Origin of the sequence: Parasedimentitalea huanghaiensis (genome assembly GCF_009753675.1) — a bacterium.
Classification (GTDB): domain Bacteria; phylum Pseudomonadota; class Alphaproteobacteria; order Rhodobacterales; family Rhodobacteraceae; genus Parasedimentitalea; species Parasedimentitalea huanghaiensis.
Genome location: NZ_WQLV01000002.1, coordinates 599765 through 621789, shown reverse-complemented (window position 1 = coordinate 621789; position 22025 = coordinate 599765). Strand labels below are relative to the sequence as shown.

Here is a 22025-nt window from a genome sequence, read left to right as displayed (position 1 = left end):
TATTGTTAACGGTTTAAGGGATGTTTGGTGCGTGATACGCGCCTTTATCATTTTTTTGACTTTGCTGTCACAGAAGCAGGTTCTCCCTCGTCTAACTGGCAAAAAGGAGAGATCTGATGGTGCGATCTGTACTGCTAGTAATTGGGGCATATTTTGGGGGGTTAGGGGTGTTGATGTGGCTGACACCAGAACTCTGGTACGAGTTGACCCCCGGAGTGGGAATGACGGGGCCATTCAACCTGCATTTCGTCCGCGACATTGCTATGATTTTTTTGGTATCGGGCAGTGGATTGATCTGGGGCGCTCTGCGACAGGATCAAACCGCATGTGTGTTTGGGGTTGCTTGGCCAGTGATGCATGCTGTGTTTCATTTTTGGATCTGGGGTGCGCGGGGCGGTCCCATGGATATGATCGCCTTGAGTAACTTGATCGGGATTCAGCTCCCAGCGTGGTTGGCCGTGACTATGATTGTGCGCCTCCGTAATAAGGAGGTGAACCGATGATCCGCTGGTTCCTGCAACGCGCAACGCGTGCCTTTGGTCGGAAGTACCAATATGATGTTTCCTACATGTTAGATGTGATTGACGTGTCTAGATCTGCCGGAGCGCGACTGGCTTTGTATCCGGCGGTAATTGGCTATCGCGGTTTGAAAAATGCTGATGAGGTGATTGCAGGTGCGCTCTTGGCCTCGACATTGGACGGGGATTGTGGACCCTGTACGCAGCTGGTGATCGACATGTGGATCGATGCTGGTGTGTCATCAGAAAAATTGCGGTCCTGTGCAGATGGGTACAGCGAACTGGCCGGGGATGTGGGGCTGGGATATAGGTTCGCCGTGTCTGCCATCGCTGGCGATTTAGAAACTGACCGAATGGCACAAGAGATTACAAAGAAGTTTGGGCGCAAAGGGCTTGTTGCGGTTGCTTATGCTTCGGCATCGGGGCGGTTCTACCCTGTTTTCAAAAAGTCATTGGGGCACGGAGCGACCTGCAGTCGTCTAAGGTTTGGTGAGCAAGAGGAGCTGGTTCTGAATGAGTAGTGATGTGGCAGCTCGGGAGTTCGAACGACATCGGCCACGCCTCATTTCGATTTGTTATCGTATGTTAGGTGAACGTGCGGCATCCGAAGATGTTGTACAAGACACTTGGCTGCGGTGGGCTGGTACAGACCAGGATGCGGTGAGGAACCCCGAAGCCTGGCTAACACGAGTGGCCACTCGCATCGCCATAGATGCCTTGCGCGTGGCACAGCGGCGGCGGGAAACCTATGTCGGTCCATGGTTGCCCGAACCACTGGTCGTGACAGCTGAGCATTCGGTTGAAGCAAATTTTATTCAAGCTCAGGACTGTGGATTGGCGCTGCTTTGGGCAATGGAGCGGTTGGATGCGACAGAACGGGCGGCGTTTATCCTGCGCGAGGCTTTTGATGTGGCCTATATTGATCTGGCTCGAACCTTGGGTAAGTCCGAGGTCGCCTGCCGTCAGTTGGTTAGTCGCGCCCGTAAACGTGTTCACAACAGCGGGCCACGATTTGATGTGTCCAACGTTCAAATCTCAACTCTGATCGGGGAATTTTTTACGGCGGCTTCTAACGGAGACTTTGATGCTGTCACCAAATTGCTGGCAGCGGATGCGGTTGCGATAACGGACGGAGGCCCATCTGTGCGCGCCGCTCGTCGGCCGCTGCTTGGGCCAGAGGAAATCGGACTGGTCATGTTGTCAGTTGCGGCCAAAACGTTGGGACAACCTGGTGGGCGGATCTTCCCCTGTTTTGCCAATAGTCTTCCAGCTCTCATGTATCTCGTAGGCGACAGGATCGAGGATATCATTACATTGCTGCCCGACGCGCAGGGACAGGTGGCGTGGATGTACTTTATGCGCGCACCCGAAAAACTGGCTGCATTGAATTGAAAAGGCCCCGTTTCCGGGGCCTTGAACAGCTTCTAAAGGTATTACTTGGCCCAGCTTACAGCTGTCAGGTCTGTGGCCTGAGTGGGCGCATTGGTCCACAACCCCTGAACGTCGGCTTTCGCCACACTCAGTTGGGCAAGTTGGAACAAGTATCCGTTCACGTAATCTTCGGATAGGATGGTTTGCGCCTGCTGCATCAGGTCAATCCGCTTGCCGGGATCAGTGGTGGCATTCAGGCCTGTCATCAACTCCTGGAAACCCTTGTTGTCATACTGAAAGTAGTAGTCGGGCCGGGCATAGATATTGATATCCATCGGTTCAGTGTGACTGACAATGGTCAGGCCAAAATCTTTGCCGCGGAATACTGTTTCCAGCCATTGGGCCCATTCCACATTGATGATCTCAGCTTTGATACCGACTTGGGCCAGCTGTGCCGCAATGATCTCTCCGCCGCGACGCGCATAGGAGGGCGGTGGCAAGTGCAGTGTGGTTTCAAACCCATCGGCCATACCCGCTTCGGCCAGCAATGCCTTTGCCTTCGCTGGGTCATAGGCAGAGTTGCCGGTCAGATCGACATAGGCCGGGTTGTGTGGCGCAAAGTGGCTACCGATTGGAGTGCCATATCCAAACATAGCGCCGTCGATAATTGCCTGACGGTCGATAGCATGGGCCACAGCTTGACGGATGCGGACATCATCAAAGGGGGGCTGCTGGTTGTTGGTCGACAGGATGGTTTCACCCTCGGTCGAGCCGACCAGAACCTGAAACCGGGGATCGGCTTCAAACTGGGGCAGGTTTTCTGGAGCAGGGAAACCACTGAACACGTCGACATCTTCGGCCATGACAGCTGCAAAGGCCGCAGTCGGATCGCTGATGAATTTGAAAGTTGCGCTGTTTAGAACTGCGGGGGTGCCCCAGTAGTCGCCATTTTTGGCCAGTTCAATTTTGTCACCCTGAACCCAGTTGGCAAACTTGAAAGCTCCTGTGCCAACCGGATTGGTTTTGATGTCGTCGATGCTCTCAGGTGCGACGATAACCGCGTCCCCCCAGGCCAGATTGAAAAGGAAGTTGCCATTTGGCTCGGCCAAGGTGACCGTGACGGTCTGCGGGTCGACAACCGAAACATCGGTGATACCTGCGAACAGTGCCTTTTGTGCGTTGGTGCTGTCTTCAGCGCGTGCGCGATCCAGGCTGAATTTTACATCCTCACTGTCCATGGCAGTACCATCGTGGAACATGACATCAGAATGTAATTTGAAGGTATAGGTTAACCCATCGCTGGAAATCTCCCAGCTTTCGGCCAGTCCGGGCACCACAGCCCCATCGCCCATAAACCGGGTCAGACCTTCGAAAACATTGGAATAGAGCACCGAGTCAATTGCGCCAGCTGCTGCACTGGTCGGGTCCAAGTGGGGTGGCTCCAACTGCATGGCTACAATAATCGAGTCTTTCGCGGCGGCTGCACCTGCGGTCAGCGCCAAGGCCGAACTGGCCGCAAGTATGATGGATCTGAATGACATAACAAAACTCCCCGTTTGGTTGCTCGCACCGTTTAATCCCGGCGCTTTGACGTTGAGTGTTCCCGCTTTGCGATAGGTAATCAAGACCATGGGTTCATTTGGCGCACTAGAAGCACGCCGCGTTACTTGCTAGTCGTGCGCTATTCGAACGGGGGCGACTGCTAATGAGTGCGACATCCAAACAATCAGCTATGACAGCCGATGATATTCGTGCCCGCAAGGGCAACCAACCTATCGTCAGCCTAACGGCTTATACGACTCCCATGGCACGGTTGATGGACCGTCACTGTGATTTTGTGTTGGTCGGCGATAGCCTAGGCATGGTGCTGCATGGGTTGCCTTCGACACTGGGTGTGACGATGGAGATGATGATCCTGCACGGTCAGGCGGTATCACGCGGTTTGGATCATGCAATGTTAGTCATAGATATGCCGTTTGGTTCGTACGAAGAGGGCCCGCAACAGGCGTTCCGCAATGCTGCCCGATTGATGGCAGAAACTGGGGCTGCAGCCGTGAAACTGGAGGGCGGAGTGGAGATGGCAGAAACCATCCGGTTTTTGGTCGCGCGAGGAATTCCAGTCATGGCGCATGTTGGTTTGACTCCGCAATCCGTCAACGCGCTAGGTGGATACAAGGTGCAAGGCCGAGACGAGCAGGGTGCTTTGGTACTGGCCGATGCCCAAGCGGTGGCCGATGCCGGGGCGTTTTCGGTGGTGCTTGAAAAGATTCCCCAACGTTTGGCTGACCAAATTACAGGTGAGGTTTCAATCCCAACCATTGGCATTGGGGCGTCCGCTGGATGCGACGGGCAAATCTTGGTGGTAGATGACATGCTGGGTTTCTTCACTGCATTCAAAGCGAAATTTGTAAAACGATATGCCGACCTTGGCGAATCAGCCGAAGCCGCTATTGCCGAATATGCCGCCGAAGTTCGGGCGCGGGAGTTCCCTGCGGCTGAACATGTATTTGGCGATCAGACCCCTAAGTAGAGTATCAAGAAATGACAGTACCTATTTTGCGCAATCTGAACGAGTTGCGCGCTAAACATGCATCGTGGGTCCGTGCGGGTGAGAGCGTGGCAGTGGTTCCTACAATGGGGGCGTTGCATGCTGGTCATTTGTCACTTGTTGAGGCGGCTTGTATTGATTGTGATCGTGTGGTCGTGACCATTTTTGTCAATCCGCGGCAATTTAACAATGCAGCGGATTTGGCCAACTACCCGCGTACCGAACATCAAGATGCCGAGAAGCTGGCCGGGCTTGATGTGGACGTGATCTATGTTCCTGACGGCAGCCAGATCTATCCAGATGGTTACGCCACTAACGTGTCGGTCTCAGGTGTGAGCGATGTGCTAGAGGGTGAGTTCCGCGCCGGGCATTTTGATGGTGTGGCAACTGTGGTGGCTAAGCTATTCCTGCAAACCGGGGCGCACCGGGCCTATTTTGGTCAAAAGGATTTTCAACAATTGATGGTTGTCAAACGCATGGCGCGGGATCTGGATATCCCGATTGAGGTAATCGGTTGCCCCACAGTGCGCGAACCATCTGGCCTTGCAATGTCTTCGCGCAATCTGCGTCTTTCTGCCGAAGGACTGGATCGGGCGGCCGGCTTGTATCCGGTCATGCAACAAGTAGCTGCGCGGTTGGCTGGGGGGGAAGGGTTTGGCCCCTTGGCGGATGAAGCCCGGAGTAAATTGGAAGCATTGGGTTTTGCCGATATCGAATACTTTGACCTGCGTTGCGAGGATCGCCTGCAATTGTTGCAAACACCAACCCGCCCCGGCCGTTTGCTAGTGGCGGCATGGATGGATGGCATTCGCTTGATCGACAATATCGAAGTTCCTGTACTAAATGATTAGTAAGGACTGGTAGCGGTAGCGGATTTACGGCTAGTGTCCACTCTAAACGTTTTGGAGGGGCGGACATGAGCAATATTCTGGCAATCGATCAGGGCACCACATCGACACGGGCAATTTTGTTTGATGCTCAGATGCAGGTTGTTGGTAGCGCTCAGCAGGAATTTACGCAGCACTTCCCTCAGGCGGGTTGGGTTGAACATGATCCCGAAGATCTGTGGAATACAACGGTTGAAACCTGTCGGCAGGTGATGGCTGAAAACGAGATCACGGCATCCCAAATCGCGGGTATTGGTATAACCAACCAGCGTGAAACCACCGTTGTGTGGGATCGTGAAACCGGCAAACCCATCCACAACGCCATTGTCTGGCAGGATCGGCGGACCACCGGGATATGTGAAGATCTGCGTGATGCAGGTCATGAGGCGTCGATCAGCCATCAGACAGGCTTGCTGCTTGACCCCTATTTTTCGGGTACCAAACTCAAATGGATCCTCGACTCTGTACCCGGCAGTCGTGAACGGGCGGCGAATGGAATGTTGCTGTTTGGCACCGTGGATAGCTTTTTGATCTGGCGATTGTCTGGCGGCACCTCGCATGTGACTGATGCCACCAATGCAGCGCGAACGCTAATGTACGACATCCGCGAAGGTCAGTGGAGCGCTGAGATCTGCGACTTGCTGGATGTACCGATGGCTATGCTGCCCGAGGTCAAAGATTGTGCAGCTGATTTTGGCACCACCCGTGCTGATATTTTGGGTAAAGAGATTGCCATTCTGGGTGTAGCTGGTGACCAACATGCAGCGACGATCGGGCAGGCCTGTTTCCAACCCGGCATGATGAAATCTACTTATGGCACAGGATGTTTTGCCCTGCTCAACACTGGGGAAACTCCAGTGGTGTCTAAAAATCGAATGTTGACGACCATCGCCTATCAGCTGAACGGCAAGCCAACCTATGCTCTGGAAGGTTCCATCTTTATCGCCGGTGCTGCGGTGCAATGGCTGCGCGACGGGTTGGGCGTGATTGAAAATGCAGCGCAAACGGGCGATCTGGCTCCACAGGCTGATCCTGGTCAGGATGTGTTGTTAGTGCCCGCGTTTACTGGTTTGGGCGCGCCCTATTGGCAGCCCGAATGTCGCGGCGCCGTGTTTGGCTTGACCCGCAATTCAGGGCCGGCGGAAGTCGCCCGTGCTGCATTGCAAAGTGTTGGTTATCAGACCCGTGATCTCTGGGAGGCAATGCGCGCCGATTGGGGCGGAGATACCCATGTCACCCTGCGCGTTGATGGCGGAATGAGCGCCAGCAATTGGACCATGCAGAGCCTCTCCGACCTATTGGGTGCTGCGGTTGATCGGCCGGTAATGCAGGAAACCACCGCGCTGGGCGCAGCCTGGTTGGCCGGGATGTGGGCTGGAATCTATCCTGACCAGGATGGGTTTGCAGAGACTTGGGCGCTGGACCGTCAGTTCACACCACAATTGGACACCGCCCCGCGCGAGGCGGCATACGCCCGCTGGCAACGGGCGGTACAGGCTGTGATCGGGGTGTAGTCCCGCTTCGCCTTGCGCGAAATAGGCAGGCGCCTGACCTACAATATCGGGTCAGGCGCGTTTTGTTTAGCTGACCCGCGCCCCTTCGGCGATGATGCGCGGTTTGGCATTCAGCGTTTCAATGGAAAACCCGGCCAAGGTTTTGTATTTTTCGGCATGTGCAGCCAGATCGTCCAAAGATATCACGCTGCCGATATCTTCAAAATCGCCACCACATAAATCTTCGACCTGTTGCAACACCCCATCGGGGCCGTTGCCTGACCGATTGGCATTACCAACCCCGGTAGCGATGGGGCGGACTTCGTCTTCAAATGCTTGCAGTGCCTGTGCTGTGATACCGTGCTCGATCAGACGCGCACCGATGATACGAGCATCAAGGATAGCCTGTCCTGCTCCGTTGGATCCAACCGGATAGGTTGGGTGTGCTGCATCACCCATCAAGGTGACATTGCCAAAAGTCCATTGATCCAACGGATCGCGGTCAACCATCGGATATTCATAAACCACTTCAGCCCCTTTGATCAGGGCGGGTACGTCGATCCAGTTAAACTTCCAATCGGAAAAATCCGGTAGGAAATCGTTGATATCGGCTGCTCGGTTCCAGTCTTCTTTCTTCCACGGTGCTGATGGATCAAAGCTCTTCTCGGCAATCCAGTTAATCGTTGCGATGCCATTTTCATCGGGTTCCGAAATTGGATAGGCTACCAGCCGAACGTGGTCATGGCCAATCATCACCATGGCAGCACCGCCCAATAGCGCTTTGGCGCGGGTGGTGGCGCGCCAAAGGATGCGGCCATTCCAGATTGGCGCTCCTTCATCAGGTGCAATCTGGGCCCGCAGGGCGGAATGAATGCCATCGGCGGCGATAACCAAGTTTCCCTCAACTCGACGACCATCTGCCAGTAATAATGCAGCGCCGGTTTCGGTATTTTCAAACCCTGCAGCCCGCGCTCCGGTGGTGATACAGTCTGGACCCGCACGATCCAGCAAAACATGGTACAGCATCATTTGCAGCGCACCGCGGTGGACAGAGTATTGCGGCCAGGCATAGCCAGCCCAAGTTCCGCGCGGTTCCTCCCAGATGGTTTTCCCAAGTTTTGAATAAAACCCATATTGCTTGGTCTTTACCCCAATCGCGTCGAGCTCGTCAGCAAGATCAAGATCCAGCAACTCGCGCACTGCATTGGGTTGAAGGTTGATGCCAACTCCCATCGGTTTAATCTCGGCGGTGGCCTCATAAATATGAAAAGGCACACCAATCTGATGTAGGGTCAGCCCAAGCGTCAGTCCTGCGATGCCGCCACCCGCGATGAGAATAGTCATAAGTATACCTCCTAGTTATGGGCATCTAGGAAGCACATTGGACAAAGCAGGGCAAGACGGCAGATAGACCCGCTCTCGGTTCAGCTCTTGGATGCGATGATTAAGTCTGGGCCAAAAATTGTGTCGGCATAATTTTGCAGGTAGATTTTTAACCAAGGGGTGAACCGCTCGGGATGTCGGGCAACTTCGGCAATCAAATCGTGGTAGTTTACCCAACGGGTGTCCATGACCTCATCCGGGTTTACCTTCAGGTTCAGGGGGCGATGCACATGGGCCAAGAATATATCTACAACTTCGTGCTCGATCAGGTCGTTGCCGACATCAGCGCGGTACTCCAGGCGATGTCGGTACTCTGGGTAAAGTCCCGTAATTCCAAGCTCTTCCTGCATTCGGCGTACTGCACAGGCAGAGGCCTGCTCGTCCCACATCGGATGGGTGCAGCAGGTGTTCGCCCACAGACCAGGGGTATGATATTTGCCAAGAGCTCGGCGTTGCAGCAGGATATCCAGCCCTTTTACAACAAATACCGATACCGCCTTGTGTTTCAGGCCTTTTTTATGGGCCAGCAGCTTGTCCGTTGGGGTCAGAGTGCCGTCAATCCAGGCTGGAATCATTGTGTTCATACCGGGTCCACGATTGTTACGAGTCGGGTCAGGCCCACCAAGGGCATCGTCGAAGTTAATCGCTAATATCAGGTGACCGTGATTGCAATAGAACGAAAGGCCGCAGCAACGAGCTGCGGCCTTTCACTTACTCGAAGAGTGTTATCTTAGTTGCTGGCGGGTGCTTCAGCAGCTTCTTCAGTTTCTTCCGCTACGGGAGCAGGGCTAACGCTGGCCAGGAAGGCAAAAATGTCTTCGCCACCTTTTTTCAGCTTAAAGGACATTTTTGATTTGGCTTTACCATCTCCTGTGACTTCGCGCAGGTATCCTTTGGGATCGGTTACAAAGCCAACAAACGTTTCTTCGGACCAGACCAGGCCTCCTTCACCGGCGGCAACTATATCCTTGCCGTATTTGAATCCTTCAACCGTACCTGCGGCGCGGCCAGGAAGTCCAAATAGGTTCGGGCCAGTCTTGCCGCCTTTGACAATCGCTTCGCCGTCTGCGGATGTCACGCTGTGGCAGGCCTTACATTTTTTAAAGGCTTTCTCGCCCTTGGCAATGTCACCTTCGGCAAATGCCGGCACGGCCAGCAGGCCAATAAATGCAGTTGCAATAAGTGTTTTCATATTTTTGCTCCGGTTCATGTGGCTGTTGGCAATACGAGCCTTGGCTGCACAATAGTCAACTGTCAGGCTGCGAGTTTGATCTATATCAGCTAAAATGTCGCGAAAGTTGTCAATTCAAGAGTTTTTCCAACATGGCAGTAAGTCGCCGGGTGCGGGTTTTGCGAGATATACCGCCCGGGCGATGGCCCTGCTCAGGCAAACAGCGGCGGCGTGCCCAATCAGGGCAAGATCTGGCTCGCCACCTGGTGTTGTTTGCTCTGAGGTGCTCAGGCCAAACACCAAGTCTCCGTCCCACGGGGTGTGTGCTGGAACCGTAGCCCGTCCAATGCCGTCATGTGCGGCGGTCGCCAATCGTTGACATTGCGCCTTGGTGAGCGGCGCGTCAGTAGCTACGATCGCAATTGTGGTATTCCCACGCTCATCTCTCAGCGGTAAATTTGCGGCCTGCCGCAACATCTGTTGCTTCTTGCGGCTTTCTTGTGGCGCAACCAGACCAGCCGTTGGATCAGGACCCAATCCGCCAAATTCATCGTCAATTTCAAACGGGGCGGCCCAAAAATGGCGGTCACCGGGCGTGGTCACTGCTCCCAAAGGGTTGGCTGCGACCAATGCGCCGACAGTTGTACCATCGTCCAGAACCAAAGAAGCTGATCCTAACCCGCCTTTCAGCATTGAAGTCAGCGCACCTGTGCCTGCTCCTACCGTCCCGATTTCAAAATCTTCATCTGCGGCGTCATAGGCTGCGCGACCCAAATCACGGTACGGGTTGTTCAGCCAGCTTTTGTCACCGCCATTTAGAAGGTCAAACAGTATGGCACCAGGAACCAGTGGGATGATGGCAGGCCCCAATTTGAAACCCCGCCCTTGCGCGCGCAATCCGTCAACTACGCCGGAACAGGCATCCAGCCCATAGGCCGATCCACCTGACAGAACCAACGCGTCAACGCCTCCCGCAGATTTGTCGGGGGCAAGCAGATCGGTTTCCCGCGTGCCCGGGGCACCGCCCATGACATGCACCGACGCAGTAAATGGCTGGTCGGCAGTCAAGACGGTTGCGCCAGATTTCAACGCATCATCATGGGCGTTGCCGACTTTTAGACCTGGAACGTCAGTGATCAGGTTTTTGGGGCCGGGGATCACGTTTCAGATCCTTGGCTTGGGGGCAGCAGTGGCCGGGTCACCGGAACCAGAGTTGGGTTCGCCCTTAGGTTCGATCAACAATACTTTGCATTCATTCTCAGCTCGGGGACGATGGGTCACACCTTTGGGGACGATATATAATTCGCCCGCCCGCACGGTTTCCGAGGGTTCGCCTTCAATGTCCATCACCATCTCTCCTTCGAGAACGAGAAAGAAGTCGTCGGTGTCGGCATGAAAATGATACGGATACTCGCCTTGGAATTTAACCACCATAACGTCGTTGTCATTATAGTCTGCAATAACTTTGGGATCCCAATGAGAGCTGAATAGGGCTAATTTCTCTACCAAATTTACACGGCTCATATGCAACGTCCTCCGTCTACTTCCATTGCGACACCTGTCACCATGCTGGCCTCATCCGAGCATAAGAAACAGGCTGCGTTGCCCATGTCTTCTGGGGTAGAGAACCGCCCGATTGGAATGGTCGAGATAAATTTGGCGCGGATTTCAGGCGTGTCTTCCCCCATGAAGGATTTCAGCAACGGTGTTTCGCCCGCAACAGGGTTGATTGCGTTCACACGAATACCCTGCGGTGCCAGTTCCACTGCCATGGCCTTGGTGGCGGTGATCATCCAGCCCTTAGAAGCATTGTACCAGTTCAGGTTGGGACGCGGGCTGACACCAGCGGTAGAGGCAACATTTAGAATCGCGCCAGATTGGCGGCTCTTCATGTGGGGGACCAATGCACGAGCAGTCAGATAAACGGACTTCATGTTCACGTTGAATACCCGGTCAAAATCATCCTCGCTGACCTCGTCCAATGGTGTTGGCAAATGAGTCACACCAGCGTTGTTGATCAGGATATCGACATGACCAAATGTGGCGATTGCGGCCTGCGCCATGGCATCAACCGATGCAGCATCTGCCACGTCAACGGTTTGCGCAATTGCATTTTCTCCGCAGGTTTCTGCCATCTTAGCAGCGGCATCGCCGTTGATGTCGGCAACCATAACCCGGGCGCCCTCGGCCAGAAACTTTTCAACAATACCAGCCCCAAACCCCGAGGCTCCACCGGTGACAATGGCAGTTTTTCCGTTCAGCCGCATGATCTTCTCCCAATTAGTTCGGCCGCAAGGTAGCAGCGTAATTGGCAGGCGCAATCAGAGGTTCTAGTCGTCGCCGAATTTACCACGCGTCGCTTTCAATTCACTGCGTTGTTTTTTAGCGGTGATACGGCGTTGCACTGAACCACGGGTGGGTTTGGTGGCGATGCGGCGTTTTGGGGCGGTTAGCGATTTGCGGATCAGTTCCACCAGACGCTCCCTCACTAGGTCACGGTTGCGCTGTTGTGAACGGGTTTCATCACACTGCAAAATCAGCGCACCGTCTTTGTTCCAGCGGCGACCTGCAAGTCGTTTCAAACGATTCTTGACCGGACTACTTAGCGAGGGTGAGCGTTCAGCTTCAAACCGAAGTTCAACAGCCGAAGATACTTTATTCACATTCTGACCACCGGGGCCCGAAGCGCGCATGAAGCTTTCGCTTAGTTCCCAGTCCTGCAGGGTGATGGAGTCATTGATACGCAACATGAGTGGCGTCGTAACGTGAGCGGGCGCACTGGCAAAGAGTGCGCCCGCAGTTTTTTCCTAGCTGTGGGATTGTTGTCCCGCCATCAAGCGATTGACAATGATACGGAACGGCACCAGCGCCAACAGAGCCAGCGACAGTTTCACCATCCAGTCAGCAACGGCCAGTGAGACCCACAATGGGGCTACAGGGCCAGTACCCAGCAATGGCAGCATCTCACCAGCCCAGGAAACGTCGTTTCCTGGTTCGATCCAGGTCAACGCACCGGAAAAAGCAATGCTAAAGAAGATGGTGGTATCAACCGCCGAGCCAACCAGAGTGGAGGCCAGCGGTGCACGCCACCATGCGCCCTGACGAAGAGCCGAAAAGATCGACACATCCAGCATTTGCGCGGTGAGGAATGCCAAGCCAGAGCCGATGGCAATACGCAGAGTGACCAGCGGGCCGAACTCGCCCATGATTTGGGTGCCAATCAGCGAGCAGATGACGCCGACAATGAAGCCGACAAACACGACTTTGCGTGCAGGCCCGGCCCCATAAACGCGGTTCATCACGTCGGTTACCAGAAAGGCGAATGGATAAGTAAAGGCGCCCCAGGTCAGCCATTGGCCGAACAGAAATTGCACCAGAATATTGGAAGCGACCACAATCGTGGCCATGGCAAGAATGCCAGGGAGATGTATACGTGTCATTTTTGAGCCCGTTTTTACAAGGTAGCGGCGACTTGTTCTGCGCGAAACGCAGAAGACCGGCCCAGTTAGCCGTGTTGACCTCATTTGGCAAGTGTTCTGATAAACGGCGTCAGCGCGGCAAGGCGTATTCCACTAGCTCGGTACGTTGGATGGAATAGAAGTTGTCGTCGGAAATCATGGTTGCACGCAGCGTGCCACTGTCATCACGCCAAACTGACAGGCCTTCCAGATTGTCATGAGTGCCAAATGTTGTTTTAAGCAGGATCTTCTCGTTAGCCGGACCCTCAGCTGTGATATCCCAACGCCGCAACCGGCTGCGAAAGCCAAACAAGCCAAAATCCCGTTCCAGTAGGTATAGCCGACCGTCAGGGCCGAAATCAGCACTGACGGGCAAAAAATTTCCCAATGGGGGCAGAGTGAATGGGGTGGACCATGTTCTACCATTCCAACGCCAGACTGGGATCTGACCGTCGTCGTTTAAGGCGCGTTCGGGCAGAGTGTACAGCCGTCCACGGCTATCAATGGCCAAAGCTTCCAGCGCTTTGTTGATCGGCAGGCTTCGAAACTCGCTTGGGCGTGGCAGTACCTGAGCGCGGCTGCTGGCCTTACGGTGCTTAACCACGCGTGAAATGCCTTCAAACGAAATGTAAATTGTTCCGTCACGAGCAATTGCCAGACCTTCGCTGTCAACGATGCGGCCTTTTAAAATTTTTCCGGAAGACGACTGAAGCGGTCGGGTGGTTTTGACTTCAATACTTGAAATTTGCCCACCCTGGCGGCGAATGCGTGCAGTGGCCAGGGTGGCACGATCGCTGAGAACGGTCATTGAACGGCCATCCCTGCCAAGCGACAGCGCCGAAAACCCGCCAAACCAACTGTCGTTCATATCCCAGACATAGCTGCCCAAATAGCGTGCGCTACTGGGGGCGGCCGGCAGGTTTGCTGCATAGGCAACAACTGCCATGGTCGCGGCAATCAGCAGGCCAAGTGTTAGTTTGATTGTAGAACCGAGGCGCATTGTTTGGGCAGATCCGAGAGTGTGTATTCGCGGCGAGGTTTAGGCTTTGGCGCGTTGGGGTCAACCGGCTTTGGCTTTGGTGGGTTTAAAATGTCGTTCACCCATGTCTGCGCTGCCTCACAGCCGTCACCTTTGGGGGGGGCTGCTTGGTTGGTACAACCGCGCGCACCTTTGGGGCATTTTAACCGGACGTGGAAGTGATAGTGATGTCCCCACCAAGGCCGGATTTTGCGCAGCCAGCGACGGTCACCGGTTTCATCCTTGCACATCTGGACCTTGGCGCCCGGAAACACAAAAATCCGCGCAACGCGTTTGTCTTTGGCGGCTGCGCGCAAAATGGCGTGGTGTTGCGACGTCCATTTAGAATTTACAAACGCACCGTTATTTCGCCGCATCGAGATGGATGAAATATTCTCGCGTTGCTTGGGGCTTAGATCCAAACGGTCAGGGGCCAGCATCCAGATATCAATATCAAGACCAACTTGATGGCTGCGATGGCCGGACAACATCGGGCCGCCTCGCGGTTGGCTGATATCACCGATATACAACCCGTCCCAGCCGCGTTGCTTGGCCGCAAATCGGCTGAGCTTTTCGATAAAACTAATCGTCTCGGGGTGCCCCCAATTGCGATTGCGCGAAAGCCGCATCGCTTGCCAGGTGGGGCCGGTTTCAGGCAGTTGCACAGCGCCAGCCACGCATCCCTTGGCATATGATCCGAAAGGGGCTGGTTGCTGTTCCGAGCCATCAGATTTAGCCCCAAACAGCTGCTTGGCCGGTGTCTCGGCATTTGCCATACTCGTAACGCAGAAAACTAAAACCAAACTGGCAATTAGGTGTTTCACTCCTGATCTCCCTCGGCACGTACCCAAATCAAAAGAATCAGTCCCAGTATAAACAGGAAGACGACTGGTGATATGCCCAAGCGTGCGCTACCGGTAACGGTTGTGGCAACCCCAATCAGGGCAGGGGCCAAAAACGCGGTGGCGCGACCCGATAATCCATATAGGCCAAAGCTCTCAGTGGGGCGTTCAGGGTTGGTATGGCGCACCATCAGGCTGCGGCTGGCGGCTTGCAAGATTCCGCCGAACCCACCAATCAATACGCCGCAACCAAAGAAAATCGTGTCGGGCAGCGTAGATCCCTCAGCCAGCGGAACCCCAAACAGCTGTTCGCGCGACATCCCCACTACGGTAATGCAGACCAAAGTCAGCACAACGATCGACGCAATGATTACCGGCTTGGGGCCAAGGCGACGGTCTAGATGGCCCCCGAACCAGCTGAACACAGCCGAAGAAATCGCCGCAACGATGCCAAAAATCCCAATCGAGGTTATTTCCCAGCCCAGTACGAGACGGGCATAGACGCCACCAAATCCATACAGCCCATTCAATGCGTCGCGATACAGCATGGAAGAACCGAGGTAACTGGCTAGGCTCAGGCGGTTGCGTAGATTGGCGATAGATTGAACTACCAGCCGGATCGCGTCGCCAAAACTGCCGCGTTGGCCCGTGCTTTTGCCATCGCGCACCCACAGGAAGTAGGGAATCATGAACGCTGCAAACCAAATGGCGGTGATTGGACCAACAGCGCGAGTGCCTTCACGGGCAGTTGCATCCAGTCCAAATGCCGGGTCCAGCCCGATCAAAGTTTTGCCGTTGCTTTGTTCGACAAACAGCAGCAACAGAATAAACAGCGAAATCACACCGCCCAGATAGCCAAAGGCAAACCCGGACCCGGATATTTTCCCAACGTCGTCTTTACCGCACAGGGATGGTAGCTGAGAGTTGATAAAAATCAGTGCAAATTCAGCGCCGATAAAGCCAAAGCCAAAACTGCCTAACATCCACCACAGGTTAGATCCCTCCGGATCCATGAACCATAACCCACCAGCGCCGATCACATACATGATCGAAAACCCGAGAACCCACCGCGTGCGTCGCCCCGAAATATCGGCCAAAGCCCCCAATACCGGACCACCGAATCCGATAATCAGCCCGGTGACTGTCAGGCACAGTGACCAGATTGTCTGAGCCTGTGCCTTGGCGGCTTCGTCTTCCAGACCCTGTCCCATAAAGAAATCAGCCGCGACGGCCGCAAAGAACGGGCCAAAAACAAAGGTGACAAGCAGAGTATGATAGGGTTGGCTGGCCCAATCAAAGAAGTACCAGCCCCAAATGCGCTTGCGCGTTGAAATCTCTTGCATACCTGCCCCTAAAATATCTTTTACCCGGTATGACAGGGGCGGTTGCCCCTAGGCAAGCCCATCCTGAGGGCGGCGGGCTGATGTGAACTTTTCATGTGTCATCGAAACCTCGCGTCAACCACAAACCCGTGCAAGACTTGCGCTTTGGCTCCTTGCTGCTTACCTGTGACTCAAACGAGAAAGGACTTGTGCAAATGATGGCAATCTACGGACCTCTGGATCTGATCCTGAGCGTGGTTTATTTTGTGATGATCGCACATATCATCATGAGCTGGCTGATCAATTTTCAGGTGTTGAACCTGCACCAGCAATTGGTTGGGCAGATCTGGGATGGCCTGAACCGGTTGTTGCAGCCGATTTATCAACCCATCCGGAACATTCTGCCCAATACCGGCCCGCTGGATCTGGCTCCGCTGGTGGCAATTCTGATCGTCATTTCGTTGCGTGCCTACATCCTCCCGACAATGTTCGGCTTTATGTAAGAAACTCGGGACGTGTCCGATTGTATCATCGGGCGCGGACCTTACCCTCTTGCCGCCCGATTCCGCATGTGAGATTGTGCCGCCAAGACGAGCAGCACCACTCCCACGATGAGGGCCATTGCCCATGACCGCCCTGCCAGGCGCTTCCCCGCTTTTGCGCGATGTATTTGGTTTTGACGACTTCCGCCCCGGGCAGGAAGAAATCGTTGATGCCGTGACTGCCGGTGAAAATGTTCTGGCAATCATGCCAACAGGTGGCGGTAAATCTCTTTGTTTTCAGCTGCCTGCACTGATACGAGATGGCGTGACAGTGGTGATTTCACCGCTCATCGCATTGATGCGAGACCAGGTGCGCGGGCTGCAAGAGGCGGGTGTCGCTGCTGGGGCGCTGACATCAGGCAATACCCAAGAAGAAACCGATGCAGTCTGGGAAGCTCTAGAGGCCGGGCGGCTTAAGCTGTTGTATATGGCCCCTGAACGTCTGGCATCGGGGGCCGCAATGGGCATGTTGCGACGTATCGGAGTTAGTATGATCGCGGTGGACGAGGCCCACTGCGTCAGCCAATGGGGCCATGATTTCCGACCTGATTATCTGCGCATTGGTGAGTTGCGACAGGCGTTGGACGTGCCGTTGGCGGCTTTTACCGCCACTGCTGACGCAGAAACCCGTGATGAAATTGTTCAAAAGCTTTTCGACGGGCAGCCTCCGCGTGCCTTTTTGCGCGGGTTTGATCGCCCAAACATCCACCTTGCCTTTGCGGCCAAGGATGGGCCTCGGCGGCAAGTCCTGTCCTTTGCCTCTGCGCGCAAGGGGCAATCGGGCATTGTCTACTGTGGCACCCGTGCCAAGACAGAGGCATTGGCCAAGGCGCTGCGGGATGACGGCCATACCGCGTGTCACTATCACGGTGGCATGATGGCCGAGGACCGGCGCGTTGTCGAAACCCGGTTTGCCCGTGAGGATGGGTTGATTGTAGTTGCCACTGTTGCCTTTGGCATGGGGATCGACAAACCGGACATCCGCTGGGTCGCCCACGCTGACCTGCCCAAAAGCATCGAATCCTACTATCAGGAAATCGGCCGGGCGGGGCGAGACGGTGCCCCGGCCGAAACGATGACCCTGTTTGGACCTGATGATATCCGCCTGCGCCGCAGCCAGATTGACGAAGGATTGGCCCCGCCTGAACGCCGCGCAGCCGATCATGCCCGGTTGAACTCATTGTTGGGGCTTGCTGAGGCGCTGCACTGCCGACGTAAAAACCTGCTGGGGTATTTTGGAGAAACCACTGAGCCTTGCGGGCATTGTGATTTGTGTGACAGTCCAGCCGAAGTCTTTGATGGCACTACCGCAGTGCGCAAGGCGCTGTCTGCGATATTGCGGACCGAGGAATGGTTTGGGGCGGGACACCTGATCGATATTTTGACGGGCACCGAAACGGAGAAGATCCGCACGCGCCGCCATGATCAGCTATCGGTTTATGGCTGTGGTGGCGAATATGATAAACGACAATGGCAGGCCGTGTTCCGGCAGATGATGGGGCATGATCTGGTGCGCCCTGATCCCGAACGCCACGGTGCGCTAAAAATGACCGAGGCGGCCTTGCCGGTGCTAAAGGGCGAGGCCCAGATTTCGCTGCGCAAGGACTCTATCAAAAAAGCCAACCGTCGTCCCGCGATCAAGACATTGGTAAGCGAGGAAGACGCGCCACTGTTGTCTGCGCTAAAGGCCAAACGTCGGGCACTGGCAGAGGCGCAAAAGGTACCGGCTTATGTTATTTTTCCTGATCGTACCCTGATCGAAATGGCAGAAACGCGACCAACAACACTGGACGGTATGGCCCATGTTGGCGGGGTGGGAGCCAAGAAATTGGAGCGCTATGGCGACATGTTCCTAGAAGTGATCAACGGTGCAGTCGAAGAGGTCCATCCCGCCCGGCGCAAGCTGGCTGGTCGATCCGCCGGATCGCTGTATGATGCGCTTCTTGAGGCGCAGTCTAAACTGGCTCGTGGTGCCGAGGGCACTGATAAACCGCTCAGCTGTTCTGCCAGCCTGTTAGCCAAAGTGGCGCAAATGCGGTCGGGTGACGAGACGGGCCTTATCCGGTTATTGGGTGAACGGCGGGCCGAAAGATTTTCAGCGGCCTTTTTGGATGTGCTGCGGGCAGAGGATTAGAGAATGTCGGATGTAAACAATGGATCTGGTATGTTGGTAGTCATTTCGCCAGCGAAAAAGCTGGATTGGGCGGTGCGTGATGTCGCGGAAACACAGCCGGATTTTCAGGATGATGCGATCCGTTTGGCCCGCACTGCGCGCAACCTGACACTGGGCGATCTGAAAAAACTGATGGATCTGAGCGATGATCTGGCTCGGCTGAACCGCGACCGGTTTCGTGTCTTTGCAGATGAGCCCGCTGCGGACGTTACCCGCCCGGCAGCATTAGCTTTTGCTGGTGATACCTATCAGGGTCTTGAAGCGGGATCACTGGACGCTGAGGAGATGACCTGGGCACAGGACCATTTGCGAATTCTGTCGGGTCTCTATGGTGTTTTGCGACCTCTGGATGCCATGCAACCGTACCGTCTTGAGATGGGCAGCCGGTTAAAGACACGACGCGGTAAGAACCTGTACGAATACTGGCGTGACCAGCTCAGTAAGGCGTTGAATGCACAGGGTGAAGCGACCAACTGTCAGGTTCTGGTAAACTGCGCCAGCCAGGAATACTTCGGTGCGGTTGCCCCCAAGGCGCTAAAGCTGAAACTGATCACTCCAGTGTTCATGGAGGACAAGGACGGTCAACCCAAAGTGGTCAGCTTCTTTGCCAAACGTGCACGCGGTGCGATGGCGCGCTACATCATCCAAAACCGGTTGAGAGACCCGGAAGGCCTGCTTGAATTTGATAGCGGTGGGTATGCCTATCAGCCCAAACTTTCTACGCCAGAAAAACCGGTCTTCCTGAGGCCCTACGTCAACAAGTAGTTGGCTGGGAAATTAGGGCTGAACTTGCTGTGTTTCTTCTGGGACGTGCAACGCGATGCGTTCGTGAATAACCGCTTTGCGGAGTGGCTTGGTCAGATAAAAGTCTAAGCCTGCAGCCAGAATACCTTCGGAGTCACCGTCCATGGCGTGAGCGGTGAGTGCAACGATGGGGACATGACGACCCGAACTAGCTTCGAGCTTACGAATTTCACCGGTGGCTTGCTTGCCATCCATTTTTGGCATGGAGATATCCATGAAAATGAGATCAGGGTCAAAATCTGAATAGGCCTCAACCGCTTCAAGCCCGTTGTTGGCAAAGCGAATTTCGATGTTCAGATCTTTGATCATCTTACGAAATACCAGCTGGTTGGTCTTGTTGTCTTCGGCGGCCAAAATACGCATTCGGCGCAGGGTGTTGGCTTCGGGTTGTGGCTCCGGCTCCGGTTGAGCCTCCACAACTGGGGCGCTGTCTGTGGTCTCGACTTCGGGTTCCACAACAGGTGCTTTGACCTCTAAGTCAGGCTCAACCTTGGCGGGGTCGGTGGCTGTGATGCTGTCGCGGCGATGGGACCGAAAACTGGGCAAGACCGCGATTTCCGCAGGAGAGGTCTGTGTAATGCTATTGTCTTCGCCGGAGGGTGGTGTGTCCTCGGTCGCACTCTCATGCCTTTTCGCTGGAACCATTGCCCCCATGGCGGACAGCTTGGCAAACAGATCAGCCCGAAGCACGGGCTTTTGCAAAATACCCTGGATCATATCGCGGGTAGAATCGTCCATCGCGAAATTTGAGTTTGAGCTGATCAGCAGGAATGGCACATCCGGCCAGTCGCCCTTCCGCAATGCGCTTGCCAGTTCAACACCATCCATATCGGGCATATTATGATCGCTGATCAGAAGGTCGACCGTGTTGTCCATCTGCTGCAAGACTTCAGCACCTGATCCAACTGCGGTCACTTTAGCCCCAAGTACCTGCATTTGCCTTTGCAGAATGTCGCGATTTACTGGCAAGTCATCGACAACCATTACGTGTTGCAGCGCGGCTGGCAGAATTTCCGCATTGGGTTGTGGTCCCTCGGCCATGGGCAGTGGGATTTGAAATCCGAAACAAGACCCTTGCCCTTCTTCGCTTTCAACCCAAACCGATCCACCCATCATCTCGATCAAGCGCTTCGAAATGGCCAGGCCCAAACCCGTGCCTTCGAACTGGCGGTTTCTCTCGTCTTCGACCTGGTTGAATTCACCAAAGATATGTTGAATTTTTTCTTCGGGAATCCCGATACCAGTGTCTTCGATCGCAACGTGAATAGCGCTGTTACCGCCGTCCGTATTGGGGACACCAGTTATGCGCAAAACAACATGACCCTCTTTGGTGAATTTGACCGCATTGCCGACGAGATTGGTCAACACCTGTCGAATACGGCCAGGGTCCCCTAGATAGCGTGTAGGCAGGAACAAGTCATAATCCACCACCATCGCGATCCCTTTGTCGCGCGCAGTGGGTTGTAGCAACATCACCACTTCGTGGATGCAGCGTTCCAGATCAAAATCTTCACTGTGCAACACCAGCTTGTCGGCCTCGATCTTGGAATAGTCGAGCACGTCATTGATGATAACCAGCAGCGCTTCACCAGAGTTTTTGATGGTGTCAGCATAAAGCCGCTGTTCATTGGTCAAACTGGTGTCGTTCAGCAGTTCAGCCATGCCAACAACCCCATTCATTGGAGTGCGGATTTCATGGGACATATTGGCCAAGAATGCGGATTTTGCACGGTTGGCGGCTTCGGCACGTTCGCGTGAAGTGCGTAGTTCTTCCTCATATTGAACTGTGGACGTAATATCCAACGCCAGACTAACCACGTCACCACCGTGGCCGCGTTGGTCAATCAGTTTAAGGTAACTGTTGTTCCACAGGCGAATGACCACGGGTTCTGGTGTTGGTGATGTCCACCTGGTGGCCATCATCTCGCGCCATTCATTTGTGCTCATCCGCCCAGTGTTGACCAATCCTTCGTCAGTCAGAATTTGCAGGATGCGCATATAGGAGACGCCGGGGGTCACCTCTTCCAGACCATCAAATGTATTCAGATAGGCAGTGTTGGCGCCAATCAGCGTGCTATCAGCACCAAAAAAGGCAAAGCCGTCTTGAATCGTTTGGATTGAATGCCAGAGACGGCGTTCTGCAACTTCAATTTTTTCGTTGGCCACGTGCAGGTCAGATTTGACCTTTTCATTTTCACCTCTGACAGAGGCAACTTCATCTCTAAACGTCGCAACCTCGGCTTGAGTGGCCCCAATTTGTTTGGTCAAGGCCAGTGCATGACGCCCCAACTTGCGGTTGGCTGCCGAAAGCTCCGCCTGCTTTAGTTCAAGCAGGCGTTCAGCAGCTAAGCGGGCACGCCGCTCTTCAGCAAGTTTGTTAGCAATAGGCATCCCTACGGGCTCCAGATGCGACGACACGGGTGTTGGAATACCCAAGATCAATTCAGAACGTGAAAAAGCACTTAAGCTCTAGCTACGTTGTCGTCCTTGCCATG

The 22025-nt window shown here is 54.6% G+C and carries 22 protein-coding genes; 9 read left to right on the top strand and 13 right to left on the bottom strand.

Annotated features, from left to right (window positions below; translation table 11 throughout):
- The first annotated feature begins 116 nt into the window (after positions 1-116).
- The 3 genes from GO984_RS06750 to sigJ are packed head-to-tail and all read left to right on the top strand — an operon-like array spanning position 117 to position 1910.
- The gene (locus GO984_RS06750) at positions 117-503 is read left to right on the top strand and encodes a hypothetical protein (protein WP_157021760.1); all 387 of its coding nucleotides are present in this window, start codon (positions 117-119) and stop codon (positions 501-503) included.
- Complete coding sequence (locus GO984_RS06745) at positions 500-1039, top strand: hypothetical protein (RefSeq protein ID WP_245231015.1); 540 nt, start codon at positions 500-502, stop codon at positions 1037-1039. Before GO984_RS06750 ends, GO984_RS06745 begins: the two co-directional genes overlap by 4 nt.
- Positions 1032-1910: an RNA polymerase sigma factor SigJ gene (sigJ, locus tag GO984_RS06740; RefSeq protein ID WP_157021759.1), complete on the top strand. Its 879-nt coding sequence runs from the start codon at positions 1032-1034 to the stop codon at positions 1908-1910. The genes GO984_RS06745 and sigJ overlap by 8 nt, the downstream gene beginning before the upstream one ends.
- Before the next feature lie 41 nt (positions 1911-1951).
- Here the strand turns inward: sigJ and GO984_RS06735 are convergent, their stop codons facing one another.
- A complete protein-coding gene (locus GO984_RS06735; protein WP_157021758.1) occupies positions 1952-3430 on the bottom strand; it encodes an ABC transporter substrate-binding protein in 1479 nt (492 codons plus the stop codon).
- Between the two features lie 164 nt (positions 3431-3594).
- Here GO984_RS06735 and panB point away from each other — a divergent pair, with 164 nt between their 5' ends.
- The 3 genes from panB to glpK all read left to right on the top strand — a co-directional run bounded on the left by panB (position 3595) and on the right by glpK (position 6838).
- Positions 3595-4419, top strand: a complete 825-nt coding sequence (gene panB, locus GO984_RS06730; RefSeq protein WP_157021757.1) for a 3-methyl-2-oxobutanoate hydroxymethyltransferase — start codon at positions 3595-3597, stop codon at positions 4417-4419.
- An 11-nt stretch (positions 4420-4430) separates the two neighbouring features.
- The gene (gene panC, locus GO984_RS06725; RefSeq protein ID WP_157021756.1) at positions 4431-5288 is read left to right on the top strand and encodes a pantoate--beta-alanine ligase; all 858 of its coding nucleotides are present in this window, start codon (positions 4431-4433) and stop codon (positions 5286-5288) included.
- 65 nt (positions 5289-5353) lie between these two features.
- The gene (gene glpK / locus GO984_RS06720; RefSeq protein ID WP_157021755.1) at positions 5354-6838 is read left to right on the top strand and encodes a glycerol kinase GlpK; all 1485 of its coding nucleotides are present in this window, start codon (positions 5354-5356) and stop codon (positions 6836-6838) included.
- Positions 6839-6904: 66 nt separating this feature from the next.
- Here glpK and GO984_RS06715 read toward each other — a convergent pair whose 3' ends face one another.
- The 11 genes from GO984_RS06715 to GO984_RS06665 all read right to left on the bottom strand — a co-directional run bounded on the left by GO984_RS06715 (position 6905) and on the right by GO984_RS06665 (position 16032).
- Positions 6905-8161 carry a flavin-dependent oxidoreductase gene (locus tag GO984_RS06715; RefSeq protein ID WP_157021754.1) on the bottom strand — a complete coding sequence of 419 codons (1257 nt, stop codon included), beginning with the start codon at positions 8159-8161 and terminating at the stop codon, positions 6905-6907.
- An 80-nt stretch (positions 8162-8241) separates the two neighbouring features.
- Complete coding sequence (idi, locus tag GO984_RS06710; protein WP_157021753.1) at positions 8242-8784, bottom strand: isopentenyl-diphosphate Delta-isomerase; 543 nt, start codon at positions 8782-8784, stop codon at positions 8242-8244.
- Positions 8785-8930: 146 nt separating this feature from the next.
- A complete protein-coding gene (locus tag GO984_RS06705; protein WP_138161021.1) occupies positions 8931-9392 on the bottom strand; it encodes a c-type cytochrome in 462 nt (153 codons plus the stop codon).
- A gap of 114 nt (positions 9393-9506) precedes the next feature.
- Positions 9507-10532: a P1 family peptidase gene (locus tag GO984_RS06700; protein WP_167740244.1), complete on the bottom strand. Its 1026-nt coding sequence runs from the start codon at positions 10530-10532 to the stop codon at positions 9507-9509.
- A 3-nt stretch (positions 10533-10535) separates the two neighbouring features.
- Positions 10536-10895 carry a cupin domain-containing protein gene (locus GO984_RS06695; RefSeq protein WP_157021752.1) on the bottom strand — a complete coding sequence of 120 codons (360 nt, stop codon included), beginning with the start codon at positions 10893-10895 and terminating at the stop codon, positions 10536-10538.
- Positions 10892-11638 carry an SDR family oxidoreductase gene (locus tag GO984_RS06690; RefSeq protein WP_138161027.1) on the bottom strand — a complete coding sequence of 249 codons (747 nt, stop codon included), beginning with the start codon at positions 11636-11638 and terminating at the stop codon, positions 10892-10894. Before GO984_RS06690 ends, GO984_RS06695 begins: the two co-directional genes overlap by 4 nt.
- 63 nt (positions 11639-11701) lie before the next feature.
- Positions 11702-12121 (bottom strand): alternative ribosome rescue aminoacyl-tRNA hydrolase ArfB, encoded by a 420-nt coding sequence (gene arfB, locus GO984_RS06685; RefSeq protein ID WP_157021751.1) that lies wholly within the window; start codon positions 12119-12121, stop codon positions 11702-11704.
- A 57-nt stretch (positions 12122-12178) separates the two neighbouring features.
- A complete protein-coding gene (locus GO984_RS06680) occupies positions 12179-12811 on the bottom strand; it encodes a queuosine precursor transporter (RefSeq protein WP_157021750.1) in 633 nt (210 codons plus the stop codon).
- Between the two features lie 109 nt (positions 12812-12920).
- Entirely contained in the window at positions 12921-13829 is a 909-nt protein-coding gene (locus GO984_RS06675) for an esterase-like activity of phytase family protein (RefSeq protein WP_157021749.1), read from the bottom strand.
- A complete protein-coding gene (gene mepA / locus GO984_RS06670; RefSeq protein WP_157021748.1) occupies positions 13802-14623 on the bottom strand; it encodes a penicillin-insensitive murein endopeptidase in 822 nt (273 codons plus the stop codon). The genes GO984_RS06675 and mepA overlap by 28 nt, the downstream gene beginning before the upstream one ends.
- Before the next feature lie 44 nt (positions 14624-14667).
- Positions 14668-16032 (bottom strand): MFS transporter, encoded by a 1365-nt coding sequence (locus tag GO984_RS06665; RefSeq protein ID WP_157021747.1) that lies wholly within the window; start codon positions 16030-16032, stop codon positions 14668-14670.
- Positions 16033-16226: 194 nt separating this feature from the next.
- On the opposite strand from GO984_RS06665, the gene GO984_RS06660 reads away from it, so the two are divergent.
- The 3 genes from GO984_RS06660 (at position 16227) to yaaA (ending at position 19491) form a co-directional block, all read left to right on the top strand.
- Positions 16227-16514 (top strand): YggT family protein, encoded by a 288-nt coding sequence (locus GO984_RS06660; protein ID WP_138161035.1) that lies wholly within the window; start codon positions 16227-16229, stop codon positions 16512-16514.
- A 124-nt stretch (positions 16515-16638) separates the two neighbouring features.
- Entirely contained in the window at positions 16639-18687 is a 2049-nt protein-coding gene (gene recQ / locus GO984_RS06655; RefSeq protein WP_157021746.1) for a DNA helicase RecQ, read from the top strand.
- A 30-nt stretch (positions 18688-18717) separates the two neighbouring features.
- On the top strand, positions 18718-19491 hold the full coding sequence (yaaA, locus tag GO984_RS06650) for a peroxide stress protein YaaA (RefSeq protein WP_157021871.1): 774 nt from the start codon (positions 18718-18720) through the stop codon (positions 19489-19491).
- A 12-nt stretch (positions 19492-19503) separates the two neighbouring features.
- Here yaaA and GO984_RS06645 read toward each other — a convergent pair whose 3' ends face one another.
- Positions 19504-21921, bottom strand: a complete 2418-nt coding sequence (locus tag GO984_RS06645) for a response regulator (RefSeq protein ID WP_157021745.1) — start codon at positions 21919-21921, stop codon at positions 19504-19506.
- Between the last annotated feature and the right edge of the window lie 104 nt (positions 21922-22025).